Annotated in this window: 12 protein-coding genes; 6 read left to right on the forward strand and 6 right to left on the reverse strand. The window is 62.5% G+C overall.

Translation table 11 applies throughout. The features are described 5' to 3' along the window. Positions 1-349: 349 nt before the first annotated feature. Entirely contained in the window at positions 350-1744 is a 1395-nt protein-coding gene (locus P3G66_RS08970; protein ID WP_276116410.1) for a PLP-dependent aminotransferase family protein, read from the reverse strand. Between the two features lie 47 nt (positions 1745-1791). Between P3G66_RS08970 and P3G66_RS08975 the strand changes: the two genes are divergently transcribed. From P3G66_RS08975 to P3G66_RS08990, 4 genes are all read left to right on the forward strand, one after another. Further along, positions 1792-2250 (forward strand): carboxymuconolactone decarboxylase family protein, encoded by a 459-nt coding sequence (locus P3G66_RS08975; RefSeq protein WP_007727180.1) that lies wholly within the window; start codon positions 1792-1794, stop codon positions 2248-2250. A 619-nt stretch (positions 2251-2869) separates the two neighbouring features. Then, positions 2870-4312 carry a hypothetical protein gene (locus P3G66_RS08980; protein ID WP_276116411.1) on the forward strand — a complete coding sequence of 481 codons (1443 nt, stop codon included), beginning with the start codon at positions 2870-2872 and terminating at the stop codon, positions 4310-4312. 129 nt (positions 4313-4441) lie between these two features. Then, a complete protein-coding gene (locus P3G66_RS08985) occupies positions 4442-5140 on the forward strand; it encodes a class F sortase (protein ID WP_064688680.1) in 699 nt (232 codons plus the stop codon). A 77-nt stretch (positions 5141-5217) separates the two neighbouring features. Next, a complete protein-coding gene (locus P3G66_RS08990; protein ID WP_276116412.1) occupies positions 5218-6015 on the forward strand; it encodes an SDR family oxidoreductase in 798 nt (265 codons plus the stop codon). A 14-nt stretch (positions 6016-6029) separates the two neighbouring features. Here the strand turns inward: P3G66_RS08990 and P3G66_RS08995 are convergent, their stop codons facing one another. Beyond that, a complete protein-coding gene (locus P3G66_RS08995) occupies positions 6030-7151 on the reverse strand; it encodes a GGDEF domain-containing protein (RefSeq protein WP_042450505.1) in 1122 nt (373 codons plus the stop codon). A 175-nt stretch (positions 7152-7326) separates the two neighbouring features. On the opposite strand from P3G66_RS08995, the gene P3G66_RS09000 reads away from it, so the two are divergent. Both P3G66_RS09000 and P3G66_RS09005 read left to right on the forward strand, forming a co-directional pair. Further along, a complete protein-coding gene (locus tag P3G66_RS09000) occupies positions 7327-7971 on the forward strand; it encodes a GntR family transcriptional regulator (RefSeq protein WP_054782145.1) in 645 nt (214 codons plus the stop codon). Continuing rightward, positions 7971-9245 carry an MFS transporter gene (locus P3G66_RS09005; protein ID WP_276116413.1) on the forward strand — a complete coding sequence of 425 codons (1275 nt, stop codon included), beginning with the start codon at positions 7971-7973 and terminating at the stop codon, positions 9243-9245. Before P3G66_RS09000 ends, P3G66_RS09005 begins: the two co-directional genes overlap by 1 nt. Before the next feature lie 45 nt (positions 9246-9290). Here the strand turns inward: P3G66_RS09005 and P3G66_RS09010 are convergent, their stop codons facing one another. The 4 genes from P3G66_RS09010 to P3G66_RS09025 form a co-directional block, all read right to left on the reverse strand. Continuing rightward, entirely contained in the window at positions 9291-10862 is a 1572-nt protein-coding gene (locus P3G66_RS09010; protein ID WP_276116414.1) for a flotillin family protein, read from the reverse strand. 11 nt (positions 10863-10873) lie between these two features. After that, positions 10874-11389, reverse strand: coding sequence for a DUF1449 family protein (locus P3G66_RS09015; RefSeq protein WP_037129298.1), 516 nt, complete (start codon positions 11387-11389; stop codon positions 10874-10876). Positions 11390-11537: 148 nt separating this feature from the next. After that, positions 11538-12839, reverse strand: coding sequence for a M1 family metallopeptidase (locus P3G66_RS09020; protein ID WP_047269739.1), 1302 nt, complete (start codon positions 12837-12839; stop codon positions 11538-11540). A gap of 11 nt (positions 12840-12850) precedes the next feature. Then, complete coding sequence (locus tag P3G66_RS09025) at positions 12851-16744, reverse strand: Pls/PosA family non-ribosomal peptide synthetase (RefSeq protein WP_276116599.1); 3894 nt, start codon at positions 16742-16744, stop codon at positions 12851-12853. Positions 16745-16755: the final 11 nt, after the last annotated feature.

The raw sequence follows: 16755 nt of genomic DNA on the forward strand, positions 1-16755 counted from the left end.
GCGCCGATGGTACTGCACTCGACAGGGTGTGGGAGAGTAGGACACCGCCGAACACACATTAGAGAAGCCCCTCAACCAGTACTGGTTGGGGGGCTTTCTCGTACCCAAAACACCCCCCGAAACATCCCGTCGCCGGCACCCTCTGATCGAGTGAACGGTACGTTCGTCGCCTCAGATCGACCGAACGTACCGTTCACACCATCAGGGGCGCGAGCACAGCCGACTCACCACCCCGTCCGGGACCGAGCGAACGACACGCTCACCCTCTTGGGCGAGGGGAACGATACGTTCACGCCATCAGGGCAGGGCAGGGCAGGGCAGGTGAGCGGATGGGCAGATCCGACAGGCGTTATCGCAGAGCTGCCTGTAGCACCTCGCAGAGCACGTCCAGCGTCCTCGAATACTGCGACTGCGTCGGCGTGCTGTAGCCGACGACGATGCCGTCACCGCCGACTGACGACACGTCGGGATGTCGGAAGACCGACAGCCCTTCGAGTCCGAGATCGCGCGCCTGGGCCGCTGCAAGAACAGATTGTTCGGTGCCGGAGGGCAGACGGATCACAGCGTGAAGTCCCGCGGAGATCCCCTCGACCCTGACCTGGGGTACTTGCTGCGCAAGTGTCGCAACCAGTTGATCGCGTCGTCGTCGGTACGAGGTGCGCATCTTTCGAATATGGCTGTCGAATCTTCCGGATTCGATGAAGTCCGCCAAGGTCAATTGATCCGTTGAACTTACCCAGCGTTCGTAGGGTCCCTTTGTTGCGAGGACAGGTTCGATCAGCCTGTCCGGCAACACCATCCATCCGATGCGAATGGCCGGCGACAGTGTCTTGCTGACAGTGCCCAGGTACGCAACGTGCTGCGGTGCGATTCCTTGGAGTGCACCGACAGGTTTTCTGTCGTAACGGAATTCGCCGTCGTAGTCGTCCTCGATGATGACGCCGCCCGTAGTCGTGGCCCATTCGAGAGCGGTCGCGCGCCTCGCCGGTGTGAGGGGACCGCCGAGAGGGAACTGATGGGTCGGCGTCAGCAGAACACTATCAGCAGATGTAGAGGCCAATTCGTCTGTGCAAGTGCCTGATTCGTCAACCGATATGGGAACTGTCAGCAGCCCTTCGTCGGCGAGCAACTGCCGGTGCAGGTGAAGGCAGAAAGCGTCGACCGCAATCGTTCCTCCGAGTGCGCGGGCAAGGAGGGAAATCCCGTGACCCGAGCTGGCACTGATCACAATGCAGCTCGGATCGACGCGAACGCCTCTGGTGCGGCTCAGGTATGTGGTGAGGGCGTTTCGGAGTTCGACTCGGCCCCTGGGATCAGTAGTCGCGAACGCGTCGGTCGGCGCGTCGGTCAAAGCACGTCTGGCGGACGAAATCCATGCAGTGCGGGGAAACGCCGACGCGTCGGGCGATCCAGGGAGAAGGCTGTAGGTCCAGCGTCGTCGAGTCGGTGATGGCTCGACCTCGCGGGTGTGTGTGCTGGCGAGCGAGGCGACCAGGGTCCCGGAACCAGGCCGTGTGACAAGCCACCCAGCTGCGGCGAGCTCGGCATAGCAGTCCGCAACGGTGTTTCGGGCAACTCCGAGGTCGAGCGCGAGGGTGCGGGAAGGTGGGAGTCTGGTGCCGGGCTTCAACAGTCCACTGTCGATCGCGTCGCGAAGGGTCTGAAGCAGTGCAGCGCGAACCCCGATTCCCTGTGGCAGCTCGATATGTAGATCGAACCCAAGATTGGCCCACGAATTCACCACCGGATTGAACCATGTTTCCGGGTCTTTCCGGGATTACCGTTTGAGTTATGACTACAGCAACAGGACAAAGACTGGATATCGCAAAGCTGGCGCCCGAGGTCTACAAGGCGATGATTGCGTTGGATGCCGCTGCGCGCAAGGGGCTGGAGCCGACGCTCGTCGAGCTGGTCCTCACGCGTGCGTCGCAGCTGAATCATTGCGCATGGTGCCTGGACATGCACACTCGCGACGCCCGAAAGGTCGGCGTCACGGAGCAGAAGCTCTACCTACTGAACGCGTGGGAAGAAGCGCGAGGGATGTACTCCGATCGTGAACGTGCCGCGCTCGCCTTGACCGAGGCCGTGACAGTCCTCACCGACGGTTTCGTTCCGGACGAGGTGTATAGCGAGGCTGCCGGCGAATTCTCGGACGTGGAACTGGCTCAGCTCATCAGCGTCATTTTGACGATCAATGCGTGGAATCGCATTGCGGTTACCACGAGGAAGGCGCCTCCGGTCCGAGACTGATCCGAGGCCGTGCTCCGCTCTCCGGCAGGGCAGGGTTCCGCCGTCGGAGATCTGGATAATCGACGCAAAGAGGACCAAAAGATTGGTTCAGGGTGTGAACAAAACCAACAGATTCTTTCAATGTGATGCAAATCACACAATGTGAGTGGGGATCGTTCTGGAGCATCTACAAGTTGCCCGAATCCCGACAAAGCAGTCTCGGTCGGAAGTTTCCGGCGAAGGGGTCCGCATAGCGGGCCCCTTCTTTTGCGTGCGAGCTGAAAACGCCCCTTCCTGTGAGTTTCCTCGACATGCCCAAGTTACCGACTGGCTAGCTTCGGCGAAATGTCAGAAACGTCGCGGTTGTATGAGCAGATTTTGGGGGGATCGCGATAGTTGTGCGGTTGGACAAAAGTTCAGTCACCTCCATGGCTAACTTGCCATCCGGATGTCCAAGCTATGCCCGAGGGGCTCGATGGCCGGGTGAACTTTCTTGAAACATGCACTACATTGCCATCTAGTAACTGGCTGATTGCCAAAAGTGATCGGCCGATCCTCTCGGAAGTGAGCGCTGGGTGGCGTGGTATTGGGAATCCAGGCAACCGTCCCGCTACCGAAATGTCTTGAAAGGGAAGCTTTGATGACTGTGTCTGGTTCACGGCGTAGGCCGCTTGTTCTCCGGCTCTCGCTAACTGCAGCTATTGCCGCAACGGTGGCCGGTAGTAGCGTTGCTTTTGCTTCGCCAGCTGTGTCCGCGCCGATGCCGGTGCGAACCGCGGCCGCTCCGGCGTTCACCGCTGGGTTGTGTGAGGGCACCGAGTACACGCCCTCGGAGCAGATGCTCGAAATCTCCGGCATTCGGCTGGATCACTACAACGACGGCAACATCGTGCCGATGTACGGCACCACCGATCGGGGTACCTCGGCCGCGGTGGATGCTCCGGTCTGCGGTGTCCGCGACGTCGACGGAATTGCGAAGTCGGAATGGATGTACTGCACGGACTTCGATCTCGATCCGTGTGCCGGTGTCGACGAGAACGGTTTGCCGGTTGACAAGCACAACGACGAGATGGGTGCGACGGTGCCGTCTTCGGGCAATCCCGATCTGTCAGCCGACGATCTCGCTGTCATCAGTTGGTTGCTGCAGAATCCCGCCAAACTCGACGGTGTCGTTTCGGGAAATAGCAGCGAGGATGCACGTTCGGCGCGGCAGACGCTTGTGTGGTGTGTCTCGGACTACGACAATCCGCTGATGGCCGATTTCAAAAGCCTGTGCGACAGGAACATCGGAGACGACGAGCGAGCTCGCATCGTCGAGATCATGAACGTCACGCAGACGCTCGACCTCGTTCGCAAGACACCCGCGACGGGGACTCTGAAGGCCGGCGAGACTGCCGTTTTCACCCTGAATACGAATATGTACCGGAAGCCGATCACTGTTCAGTCCTCGGCGGGCACCGAACTGACCGTCTGTGGTGACAACGCCAAGGCGACGTTGACTGCAAACCAACTGACGGTCGACGGCCGCGGCGACGCACCGACTGCTGTTGATCTTTGCCTCACCGCTGCGGCCGGCGGGGACTACTCGGTGACTGCAAGCGTCATTCCGGATTCGGTCGAGAACCTGCACTGGAACACGGCAGGCGCACAGTGCCAGATCTTCGCGTCGTTCGACACCGTTCGGCCGGCTTCGATGAATGCATCTGCCAGCGTCGGATATGCAGCAGCACCCACGACGACACCGGCAACGACCACACCGGCCACCACGACGCCTGCAACCCCGGTCGTTCCGATCGTGCCGATTGTTCCGATCGTGCCCATCGTGCCCATCGTGCCGATTGTTCCGATCGTGCCGGTCGTGCCTGTAGTTCCGGGTGCACCTGTTCCGTCGCAGCCGGTTGCAACTCCCGCAACTCCGGCGCCGTCGGCTCCGAAGCCGGCCACTGGCCCCCGCCCGGTTGCCATCGACGGTGGTGCTGCTGAACAGAATTCAGGCCGCAACGTCGCCGTCGCAGTGACGGGCCTCGGGCTTGTCGGAATGGCTGCTGCCGGAGCAGTTGCTCTCCGCCGCAAGCGATCCTGACACCAGGCACGTGTAGTAGACGTCGGCACCGATCACGATTCGTGTGATCGGTGCCGACATTGATCAGACGCAGGGGGCGTCAATTCGCACGAGGTGCCGGGGGCGCCTCATCCCGCAGGAGACAGTTCGATGACCATGTACGAGTCGGATCCCAATCCATCCAATCCATACGACGATCCCAACCACGATCAGCCCGCGAGTCCAGGCAAAGGGCGTCGTGTCGCGTTCATTCTGGCTCTCATCGCGGTGTTGGCCGCCGGTGCTTCCATGGCCTTCGTCGGCCTGCGATCCTCCGATGGCGATGCTGCGATCCCGCCGAGTCCGGGAGTTGTCATGTCGCACTCCGCGAATCCGGCAACGCCTACGGATGCGTTGATGACTCCCAACACCCTTTCGCTCGACCCGGTCGGTGTTCAGGCGCCGATCGTGGACGCCACCGTGCCGGAAGGAGTTCTCACTCCGCCGGAGAACGTCAAGAACGTCGGAATCTGGCTCGACGGTGCATCTCTCGATTCCGCCACCGGCACGACCTTGATTGCCGGACACGTCAATCTGACCGGCCAGGGTAACGGCGCGCTGTTCGACCTGGGCACGATCGAGCCGGGTGAAGTGATCCGTACATCCGACGCGACGGGTAAGAGCACGTCGTGGAAGGTGACTGCGGTGACGACGCGCCCGAAGGCCGATGGTGTGGAGGAAAGCGTGCTGGCCGGCCCGGAAGGCCCTCGTAAGTTGGCAGTCGTAACCTGCGGCGGCGAACTGCAATTCGAGGACGGTGTGGGCAACTACGCCGACAACGTCTACCTGTACGCGGATCTGATGGTCTGAGACACAGGAATGATTCCGACGGTCCCCGATCCCTCTTCGTAGAGATCGGGGACCGCCTGTTGGATAGTGTCGCAGGTATGGATCTTCACTTGTCTGGAAAGCGTGCGATCGTTGCCGGTGGTAGCAAGGGGATCGGTCTGGCAATCGCCAGAGGTCTGGCCGCTGAAGGGGTCGACATCGCGATACTCGCGCGCACTGAGCGAACCGTCGTAAGCGTTGCACGAGATTTGGTTTCGAAGTTCGGAATTCGTGCGATCGGAGTCGCGACGGATACGCGAGACGACGACGCGGTTCAGGCGTCGGTGCGGCAAGTGGTAATGGAGTTCGGCGGTGTCGACATTCTGGTCAATTCGGCAGCGACGCCGTTCAGCGCCGGAAAGCCGACGGATTTCGAGGCGACCACCGACGACGTCGTGCGAGACGAAGTCGAAGTGAAAGTGCTGGGGTACCTGCGCACTGCGCGTGCTGTAGCGCCGTATCTGATCGATCAGGGTTGGGGTCGGATCATCAACATCAGCGGTTTGGGTGCCAGACAGGCAACCTCGATCGCCCACACGATCCGCAACGTCAGTGTGTCTGCGCTGACCAAGAATCTTGCAGACGAGCTGGGCCCCAAGGGAATCAACGTCACCGTCGTCCATCCGGGCGTGACGCGGACCGAGAGGTTGACCGCGCGGATTACGCGCGAGTCGGAAGAATCCGGCCGCTCGCAGGCGGAGGTGGAGCGGGGTATCGCGACGAATTCGATACACCGGATCATCGACGCCGAAGAGGTGGCTGATGTCGTGACCTTCCTGGCATCGCCGCGAAGCATCGCGATCACCGGTGACGCAGTGGCAGCGGGTGGAGGAGTGCCAGGGCCGGTCTACTACTGAAATTGTGCGTACTGCTACCTGCCGGCGGTGGTGACGATCGTGTGAACGCGTCCGCCGCCGAGTCTCTTGCTTTCGTACATCGCCGAATCGGCGACTTTCTGCATGTCCGTGAACGCTGCTGCGCGGTCTTCTCCGGCGACGAATTTGTGGGTACGCACGGCGATTCCGATGCTCGAAGTCGACGGTATCTCGTCGGTATTCGAGTGCATTGCCGGTCCGATCGAGTTGAGCATCGGTCCGATGGCTGGCACGGAAAGTCTTTGAACGAGGATGAATTCGTCGCCGCCGACCCGCGCGACGACAGCATCGGCGTGTGCCCAGGCGGATAACCGCTGCGATACCCGGAGAATGATGCGATCGCCGACGTCGTGGCCGTGCACGTCGTTGATCGTCTTGAACCGGTCGATGTCGATCGCGATCACGAGTAGTGCCGCAGATTCTTGACGCTGGAACCCCTCGAGTACCTTCTCGACGTGGCGGTCGAGGCCACGACGGTTCAAGAGGCCGGTGAGAGGATCGAGGTCGGAACTGGAAGCATCCATGCTGAGCATCGTCAGCACGATCTGCGAGATGAATGCGCAGACCACCAACGCGGTGATGACGACCAGTACTTTCGAAACACCAAGGGCTGGATCGCGATCCGGCCCGAACAGAATTGGCTGCGCAGCCACCGCGATCACAAGAAGCGAAAAAGCTATGTGCGCGATCTGCAACTTCGGGTTGTGGAAGTAGGCGATGTAGATGCCGACCAGAGCAAAAATGACACAGGTGAGCAATCGTGCGAGCTGGGAGGAATCTCCAACGACGGAGATCGTGACCGCGATGTCGCAGAAGACCACGAAACCGAACGAGCGACGCTTTGTGGGGCCGAAGACCCACCATGAGACTCCGACTACGAAGCACGAGATCACGACAACAGTATTGAAGAACAGCGCAATCGTGCTTGTCGGACCGGCAGGGCTGAATCTGTTCAGTAGTGCGCACACTCCCAGTCCGATGACAATGATGCCAAGTAATAGCCGGGTGGCGGTCGTGAGGCCGTTGTCGCGGAGATAGCGAGTGAAGCGGTCGTATTGATCGGGAAGAATCAACCACTCGCGGGTCAGCGTCCTCATCGACTTCATCTGCGATGTCATGAGTGCATCAGTCCTCGAAGGCTGGAGCGTGCGCCATTCATCGCGAACTGATTCCTCTTCTGTCTGGCACCTTGCAATGCTAACTGGATCGATGCCGCATCGGACCGAGATGTTCGGATCGGCGACCCGGATGTCTGCGTTGCGCCAGCGTGGAGTATAAATACATCTTGTGTCTATGTTGTATTCCGCTTCCGAAACCGTCTTCCGCGAAGTCAAGGAGCTGATCCTTTCCGGCGAGCTCGCCGGCGGGGAGCTGATCAGTGAGGGTGACATCGCTGCACGGACCAATGTGAGCCGAACGCCGGTGCGTGAGGCGTTTCTGCGTCTCGAATCGGAAGGTTGGATGCGCCTCTATCCGAAGAAGGGGGCGCTGATCGTCCCGGTCGCGGATGGGGAAGCGGAACACGTAGTCAGTGCCAGACAGCTCGTCGAGACTCAGAGCGTTCGAGTGGTGTCGGTCCGACCGAACGCACGGGAAGCGCTTGTCGCAGCGTTGCGCGCGAATCTGATCGAGCAACGTGAGATTGCTGATCGCGGGGACGTGGCCGCGTTCAGCGCAATCGATGCAGACTTCCACAAGATGATCGTTGCCGCCGGTGGGAACCCTTTGCTCGACTCGTTCTACGCGAGTCTGCGCGACAGGCAACGACGGATGACAGCCCGGTCGATCTCACGCGACCCCGGCCAACTCTCGCGCATCCTTGCCGATCACACCGCGCTTACCGACCTCGTCGACACAGGCGATGCCGACGGATACAACACTGCCGTCCTCACACACATGCGCCAGGTCCACGGCCTCGGCTTCGAAGGAACTCTGTGATGAGCACCCAAACGATCGGCGCTGGGACCGCGGCCGAAACTCGTCTCGAGGGTGAACGCCTCTCCGGCGGAAAGTGGCTGTGGCTGACCGTTGCCGCCAGTATGTTCGCCGCTGCCTGGGGCGGAAACGAATTCACCCCACTGCTGGTGATGTACCGACTCGACCACGGCTATTCGCCGGTGATGGTCGATTTCTTCCTCTTCGCCTACGTCGTCGGAATTGTGCCGGCCCTGCTGCTCGGCGGCCCGCTGTCCGATCGATTGGGTCGACGCCCGATCATGCTCCCCGCGCCGATCATCGCGATCGCCGGTTCGACGCTGCTCGCTTTCGGGGCGGACTCCGCCGCTGCTCTCATCCTGGGAAGAATCCTCTGTGGCATTGCCTTGGGGATCGGTATGGCCGTCGGCGGCTCCTGGGTCAAGGAGTTGTCCACGCAACCTTGGGACCCGACGGCGTCGGAAGGCGCAGGTGCTCGGCGAGCAGCGATGAGTCTGACCGCGGGCTTCGCCTTGGGAGCGGGTGCTGCGGGAATCTTGGCGCAGTGGGCGCCCATGCCGAGTGTGTTGGCGTACGTGCTGCACATCGCGATCACCGTCCTCGCCGCCATGGCGCTGTGGCGTGCGCCCGAAACACGACCGGCACAGGCGAAATCCGACCGTCGCAGGTTGATCGACGACCTCAAGATCCCCTCGGCAGGTCACCGCAGATTCCTCTACGTCGTCGTTCCGTTGGCGCCGTGGGTGTTCGGTGCCGCCAGTGTCGCGTATGCAGTTATTCCGGCGCTCATGACCGGGCACAGTGGCGATGCGCCCGTGGCCTTTTCGGCTCTGCTGTGCATGGTCGCGCTGACATGCGGATTCGCGATTCAGTCGTTGGGGCGCAAGATCGACACCGACCGCAGTGCTCGTGGCGCCGTTGTGGCTCTGGTGTTTCTGGTGGTCGGTATGGCCGGTGCTGCTCTGGTTGCGTCGACGCTGAGCGTGGCGATCGCGATCGTGGCTGCAGCGATCCTCGGTTGCGGGTACGGCATGGCACTGGTGTCCGGGTTGCTGGAGATCCAGCGAATCGCGGGGCCGGACGATCTGGCAGGATTGACCGCGGTGTTCTACTCGATCACCTACATCGGGTTCGCGGTGCCTGCGTTGCTGGCGATGCTGTCGGAAAGCATTCCGGCACTGAGCTACACGGTGACTCTGCTGTTCGGATCAGCCGCCGCCGCTGCCTGCTTGATTCTGATTCTCTTCAAGTCGCGTTCACATCTTCCGAGCGCGTGAAGCCGGCCCGCCGACTCCTGCGAGAGTCGGCGGACCGGGGCGAAATCACGCGTCTACGGTTGCGGAACCGTTTTCCGAATTGTGGACCGAATTGTGTACCGAACCAGCCGGAACCGATGCGGTCTTGTTCAGGCCGTTGAGCAAACCGGTGATATCGACGCCTGAGCTTTCGAGAGTTTCGATGACACCGGCAATCACCTGGGGACTGATGCCCAGGATCGAGCCGATCGAACCCTGCGCCCCGTCGCTGCCGCCGACGATGGAGATCCGATCGATGTCGCCGACCGGCTTCGCTGCTGCTGCGGTGGCGTCGACCAGTGCTGCCAGAACGTCAGGCAGAGTGAGCAACTGCGCGGCCTGCGGGGTGTAGGAATTGAGCGCCTCGGCGATCTGACGCTTACCGGCAGCCTCGGCTTCGAGCTTGGCGCGCAAACCATCCGCTTCGGCCTGCTGTTCGGCGCGAACGGCGTCGGCCGCTACCTTGCGGCCGTCAGCTTCGGCTTCCAGACGTGCTCGAAGGCCGTCGGCATCAGCCTGCTGCTCGGAGCGAACAGCGTCGGCGACGAGCTTTCGTGCATCGGCCTGAGCCCCGCCGGCCTGCCTTGCTGACTCGGCCTGTGCCTGGGCGCGGAGGATCGCGGCCTGTCGCTCACCCTCTGCGCGTGCGATGGAGGCTTGGCGTTCGGCCTCGGCCGGTGCAATGACATCTGCCTGCAATGCCGCTTCCGATTGCTGGGCGCGACGACGCTCGACCTCGGTGCGAGCTTCGACGCGGGCCGCCTCGGCCTGCTCACGTGCGATGCCGACGGCCTTCTCGGCCGTTGCCTGCGCGAGTGGTCCGGCCTGGTCGGCTTCGGCGTTCTCGGCTTCGGTCTGTGCTCGAAGGCGAGCGAGTTCGACGTCGCGCTTCTGATTTGCACTCGCGATCGCAGTGTCGGCCTCGGCCTGTGCGACGGAGCCTGCCTGTCGCGCCTTTGCCGACTGGATCTGCGAATCACGCTCTGCTTCAGCAGTTCCGATCGCGGCATCACGTTTGACCTCGGCGATGCGGCGCTGACCGAGCGATTCGAGGTAGCCGTTGAAGTCGGAGATTCCCGCGATCTTGATGACATCGACTTCCATGCCGATGCGTGCGAGGTCGCCGCCTGCCTCCTCGACCACGCTGCGTGCGAGCGAATCGCGGTTGGAGTTCAGATCCTCGACCGTCATGGTCGCGGTGATTCCGCGCAGGCTGCCGGCGAGGATTTCGTTGATCTGCTGCTGGAGTTCGTCCAGGTCGGAGGTCAGGAATCGTTGCACCGCTGTCTGAACCGCTTCGTCGGCGGAACCGATTCGTACCAGGCCGACTGCCTCGACGTTGACCGGAACACCGTCGTTGGAGAGCGCATTCTTGAGATTGATGCTGACGTTGAACGGCTCGAGCGACATGATGTCGACGCGTTCGATTCCCGGAATCTTGAACCGGGCTCCGCCGCGGACGACTTTCGGCTTGCCTCGTCCGGTGAAAACCGCCACTTCGTTCGGCGGGACCTTGACGTAGTTCTTCACGTAGATCGCGGGGAGAACGATGAAGATGATTACTGCGACTACAATCGCAATGATGATGATTGGCAGCATGTATCGAGTCCTTAGATCGCGTCGTCAACCGTGACGACGTGAAGGTATTGATCGTCTACATCGGCGATGTAGACGGTGGTGCCGGTGGTGAGCGCCATCGGCTGTGCACTGACGGCCTTGGCCTGCACGCGATTGCCTTCGGCGTCGACGAACGAGACTTCTCCCCAACCTTCGGCTGCAATGGTGAGAGTGACGGTGCCCAACAGCCCGGAGTACGAAGCTCGTCCGATGTGCGAATTATCTTGTTGTTCAAGGAGATAGGGGAGAAGTAGGCCGCGCGTGACGACAACGAGAACGGCGGCGAGTGCGAGTGCTGCAATCGCCGCTACTAATGTTGGGGCGTCCGCGAGAGTGGCAGCTACGCCGCCGGCGCCGAAGCCGAAAAGTGCTGTGGCCAAGGTTGTCAGGCTCAGAAATGGCAGCCCGTCTGCGTGGCCGCCGCCCAGATCTGCAACCTCGCCGACGGCAAAGGCTCCGACCAGGGCCACGACCCCGATCACGAAACATATTGTGAATACAACGAACATCGATCCCCCGATCTACCTGTCGAGGAAGCGTGCCCTGAGAATTGTGTTGTCGGGGTCGTCCCTCGGCCCACCTCTATAGTAAAGGTAAGACAAAGATAATCGGCGCATTCGGAATGTTTCGGCGTGGTGATATCGCGGTGAGAGAGCGTCAGAGACGAGGCAGGGAGCGCTGATTCAGCCATGCATCCCACAGTGGGCGCAATGGAGTGTCGGTGAAACGTGAAGCGAGATCGGTGAATTGCTCGGTACTGACCGTGCTGTGTCGATGCTTCGTGGTCCACTGACGGATCAGTTCGAAGAACTTCTCGTCTCCGAGAACGCCGCGCAGGGCGTGCAGAGTCAATGCGCCCCGCTTGTAGATTCGATCGTCGAACATCAGGGCAGGACCGGGATTGGCGACGATCAAGTCCTGAGATTTACGCCCGAGCCCTTGATAGGCGTTTGTCGCGAGTTGGTTCGAGGACGGGCCACCGGAATTCTCGGACCAGATCCACTCCGCGTAACAGGCAAAGCCTTCGTGCAGCCAGATGTCGCACCACTGCCCGAGAGTGAGGCTGTTGCCGAACCATTGATGGGCAAGCTCGTGTGCGACAAGACGTTCGGAACCGCGCCTGCCTGTGCAGTGGTTGGCTCCGAAGATCGAGAGTCCCTGCGCTTCGATGGGGATTTCGAGTTCGTCGTCGGTGACCACAGCGGTGTAGTCGGTAAAGGGATACGGTCCGAACAGCTTTCCGAAGACCTCCAACATCTGGGGTTGGCGCCCGAAGTCGACGTCGAACGCTGCTCGCAGCCGAGGTGGGTGAACGGCGAAGACCGGTACCGGCCCGGCGCTCACTTGTCGGTGCTCGTACTGACCGATCTGAATGGTTGCCAGGTAGGTTGCCATCGGTTCGGTCTGCTCGTAGACCCACGTCGTCTGACTCGCACGGGTCTGCTTGCGGATCAGCTTGCCGTTGGCGAGGGCATAGAACGGGGAATCGGTGGTGATCGAGATGCGGTACGACGCTTTGGAAATCGGATGGTCGTCGCACGGGAACCAGGACGCCGCGCCGTTGGGCTGACTTGCGACCAAAGTTCCTTCGTCGAGTTCCTCCCAGCCGACTTCGCCCCACAGGCTCTTGATCGGCTCGGGGTTGCCGCTGTACGCGATGGTGACCGACAGGGCACCGCCCGCGGGGATCTTGGTAGACGGCGTGAGGATCAGCTTGTTGTTCAAGTGCGCGTACTTGGTGCCGCGGGCACCATTGACGGACACCTTGGACACCTGCAGGTTCTGCGCGAGGTCGAAGCTGAACTTGGATCGGCTCTCGGTGGTGACAGCGGTGATGACAGCTTTGCCCGCGAGACGGTTGCTGAAGACCTTGTACGTCAGTTCCAGTTCGTACCGGGACACGCGGTACCCGCGGTTGCCGTTGAGCGGCAGGTACGGATCGATCGGCTCCTCGAGCATTCGGTTCGGCTTCACGACGCCACCCACGGTGCAATCGGGTTGCCCTGCCAGCGGGTGGAGGGCGGAACGGTGTCACCTCGCATCACCAGAGATGCAGGCCCTACCGTCGCTCCCGCGCCGATGCCGGCTGCGGGTAGCGCGACACAGTGCGGTCCCAGCGTTGCTCCTGCTCCCAAAGTGACGGTGTCCATGGACATGATCCGATCATGGAAGAGATGAGTTTGCACGACGCACCCCCGTTCCACTGTCGCTCCGTCGCCCAAAGTCACAAGATCTGCCTCGGGTAGCCAGTACGACTCACACCAAACGCCCTTACCGATCTTGGCCCCGAGTCCACGCAAGAAGATGTTCAGTACGGCCGTACCAGTCGCCGCGCGAGCGAACCACGGCGCCGCGACGGTCTCGACGAAGGCGTCGGCTACCTCGTTTCGCCAGACGAACGAACTCCACAGCGGATGCTCGACCTTGGCGATGCGTCCGACGACGATCCACTTGGCGGCGATGGTGATCGCGCCCGCCACTGCTCCGGCGACGAGCAGAATTACGCCGCTCAGCAGAGCCGCGAACCAGAATCCGACTGCGCCGACCAGTGCTTCGAGTGCAAACAGAACACCGAGACCGATGCCGAACGTGACCATGACGGGGATCAGTCGGCAGGTTTCGACCACTCCGCGGGCGATCTTGAGGCGCATGGGCGGATTGAACGTGCGGGCGGCGTCGGTGTCTCCGGCAGCCCTTCTCAGACGTACCGGTGGACTACCCAGCCACGATGATCCGGACTTGGCCTTGGACGGGGTAGCCGACAGAACCGCCACCAGACCGTTCTTGGGGACGCGTCGACCGGGGGCGGTCATACCGGAGTTGCCGAGGAACGCGCGCTTGCCGATCTTCGCCTGTTCGATGTGCATCCAGCCGCCGCCGAGGCCGTAGCTCGCAACCATGGTGTCGTCAGCGAGGAATGCACCGTCGGCGACCGTCGTGAACTTGGGAAGGAGGAGCACGGTGGATGCTTCGACGTTCTTGCCGATCTTGGCGCCGAGAAGGCGGAGCCATCCCGGCGTCAGCAGGCTCGCGTAGAGCGGGAAGAGGAAGGTTCTGGCCGAGTCGAGCAGGCGTTCGGTCGCCCACACCTGCCAGCCGATGCGGCTGCGGACAGGGTGGTAACCGGGGGTCAGCCCGATCGAGAGAAGACGAACGGCCACAAGGGTGACGACTGCGAAGACGAGCAAACTCAGGATGGTCGCGACGGGAAGCATGATCAGCGATTGGAGCACTGCGCTCGCGAGCGTGTCGGTGTCGCGAATCCACCAACCGATCAATGCGATCCCGGCCATCAGCGCGAAGATCGGCATACCGGCCAGGAAGACCGAGGTGACGCCGTATACCGGCACCCAGCCGGGCGCGCGCTTCGGATGTTCGGCAGGCCAAGGATGATTCGCTTTCCCGACCTTGGTGGCGGGGGAGCCGGCCCACTGCTGGTTTGCCTTCACTCGGCCGAAAACCGCAGATCCGGGTTCGACGACGGCGTCGCGACCGATACGCGCGCCGGGCAGAAGCGTCGAGCGTGAACCGACGGAGGCGCCGTCGCCGATCTTGATCTCACCGATGTGGATGACGTCGCCGTCGATCCAGTGGCCCGAGAGGTCGACTTCGGGTTCGACGGAGCAGCCGTTACCGAGTTCGAGCATGCCGGTGATGGGAGGAAGTGTGTGGAGATCGACGCCGCTGCCGATGTCGGCGCCGAGGGCGCGGGCGTAGTAGAGCATCCACGGTGCGCCCGAAAGGTTGGCTGCGCCACTGGCTTCGGTGAGTCGCAGCGCTATCCACAGACGCAGGTGTTCACTACCACCTCGCGGGTACGTTCCTGGTTCCAACTTGCGTAGGAGCAGGCGCGCCCCGACGACGGCGATGGTCATACGGCCGATCGGCGTGATGAACACGATGAACGCCAACAGGATCCACCACCACGAGACCGTGGGCGCCCAGCTGACGTCGACGAACCAGCCGAGGACGTTGTTCGCGATCGCCAGCCACGTCACCCACTGCAGTCCGGTGAGCGTCGTGAGCGGAACGGTGACGGCGATCTGCGCGAGCTGAGTCTTCAAGGGTGTCGGAGCGACGATGCGCGGCTCCACAGTTTCGGTGGGTGCCAATTCGTCGAGATATTCGGCGAGCGATCCCAACCGTGGGTGGTCGTAGAGCTGTGCGACGGTCACTTCGGGGAACCGCTCGCGCAGGGCGGTTACCAGCTGAGCCGCAGAGAGGGATCCGCCGCCCACTTCGAAGAAGTCGTCGTCGAGTCCGGTGATCTGCGCGCCCAGGATCGATCCCCACAGGCCGGCAACCCAGGCAGCGGTGCCGTCGAGGCCCAACGCGGCCCCCGCATCTTCACCGGCGCCGGGCAACGGCCACGGCAGCGCATTGCGGTCGACCTTGCCTGACGTACGCGTCGGAAGTTCGTCCATCAACGCCAGACGCGGCACGAGGGCTGCTGGTAGCTGCTCGCTGAGCAGCGCATGAGCGGCCTTGAGATCGAAGTCGGGATCCGTGCTGGCGATGTATCCGACGAGGAGCTGGTTGCCGGCTGCCGTCTTCTTCACGGCTGCGGCAGCGCCGCTCACACCCGGCAGGTTCTGCAAGGCGTTGTCGACCTCACCGAGTTCGATGCGCCTGCCGCCGAGCTTGACCTGATCGTCCGCGCGGCCCTGGAACATCAGGCCGGTGGTCTCGAGCCGGACCAGGTCGCCGCTTCGGTAGGCGCGTTCCCACCCGAGAGAGGGCATCGACGCGTACTTCTCGGCGTCCTTCGCGGGATCGAGGTAACGGGCGAGGCCGACGCCGCCGATCACCAGCTCGCCTACCTCACCGACCGCGACGGCATTGCTCTGGGCGTCGACGACGGCAAGGTCCCAGCCGTCGAGGGGGAGGCCGATGCTGACGGGGCTCCTGCCGTCCATCAGTGCGCCGCAGGCGACGACGGTTGCCTCGGTGGGGCCGTAAGTGTTCCAGACCTCGCGGCCCTCGACGGCCAGGCGCTCTGCCAGTTCGGGTGGGCAGGCTTCGCCGCCGAAGATCAGGAGTCGAACGGCTTCGAGGGCCTCGGCCGGCCACAGAGACGCAAGCGTCGGCACAGTGGAGACGATGCTGACGTCACGCGAGACCAGCCACGGGCCGAGGTCCATGCCGCTGCGAACCAACGAACGAGGAGCCGGGACGAGGCAGGCGCCGTGGCGCCACGCGAGCCACATCTCCTCGCAGGACGCATCGAATGCCACGGAGAGTCCCGCGAGGACGCGGTCACCAGGCCCGATGGGCTCGTCCTGGAGGAACATGCGCGCCTCGGCGTCGACGAAGGCTGCGGCATTGAGGTGAGTGACCGCGACGCCCTTGGGGGTGCCCGTGGATCCTGAGGTGAAGATGATCCAGGCGTCGTCCTCGGGTTCGGGTTCGCGAACCGGTGGATGTTCGAGCCGCTTCGGCGCCGTCCCCGGCTGGATTCCGTCGCCGGTGATGATTGCCGCTACCTGCGCCTCGCCGAACACCAACTCGGCGCGCTCTTCCGGATCGTCGGCGTCGACGGGAACGTAGGCGGCGCCCGCCGCGAGGATCGACAGGATCGCCACGTACAGCGAACGCGAACCTGACGGCATCCTGATTCCGACGCGGTCACCTGCGCCGACGCCGGCATCACCGAGCCAGCGCGCACCGAGCGCGATCTCGTCGAGCAACTCCGAGTACGACAGTGTGGTGTCGCCGTCGTCGATGGCAGGTGCTTCCGGGTTGGCCTCGGCTGAGGCCCGCACGATGTCGATGAGCGTGCGCGGCGCAGGTGCATGCGCCGACCGTAGGAATACGGACGGAATCCCGAAAGATTGTTCCGTCTCCGACTGCGACTGGAGTGGCAAACCCGTTGGTC

Origin of the sequence: Rhodococcus sp. C3V (assembly GCF_029269915.1) — a bacterium.
Lineage (GTDB): Bacteria > Actinomycetota > Actinomycetes > Mycobacteriales > Mycobacteriaceae > Rhodococcus_F > Rhodococcus_F qingshengii.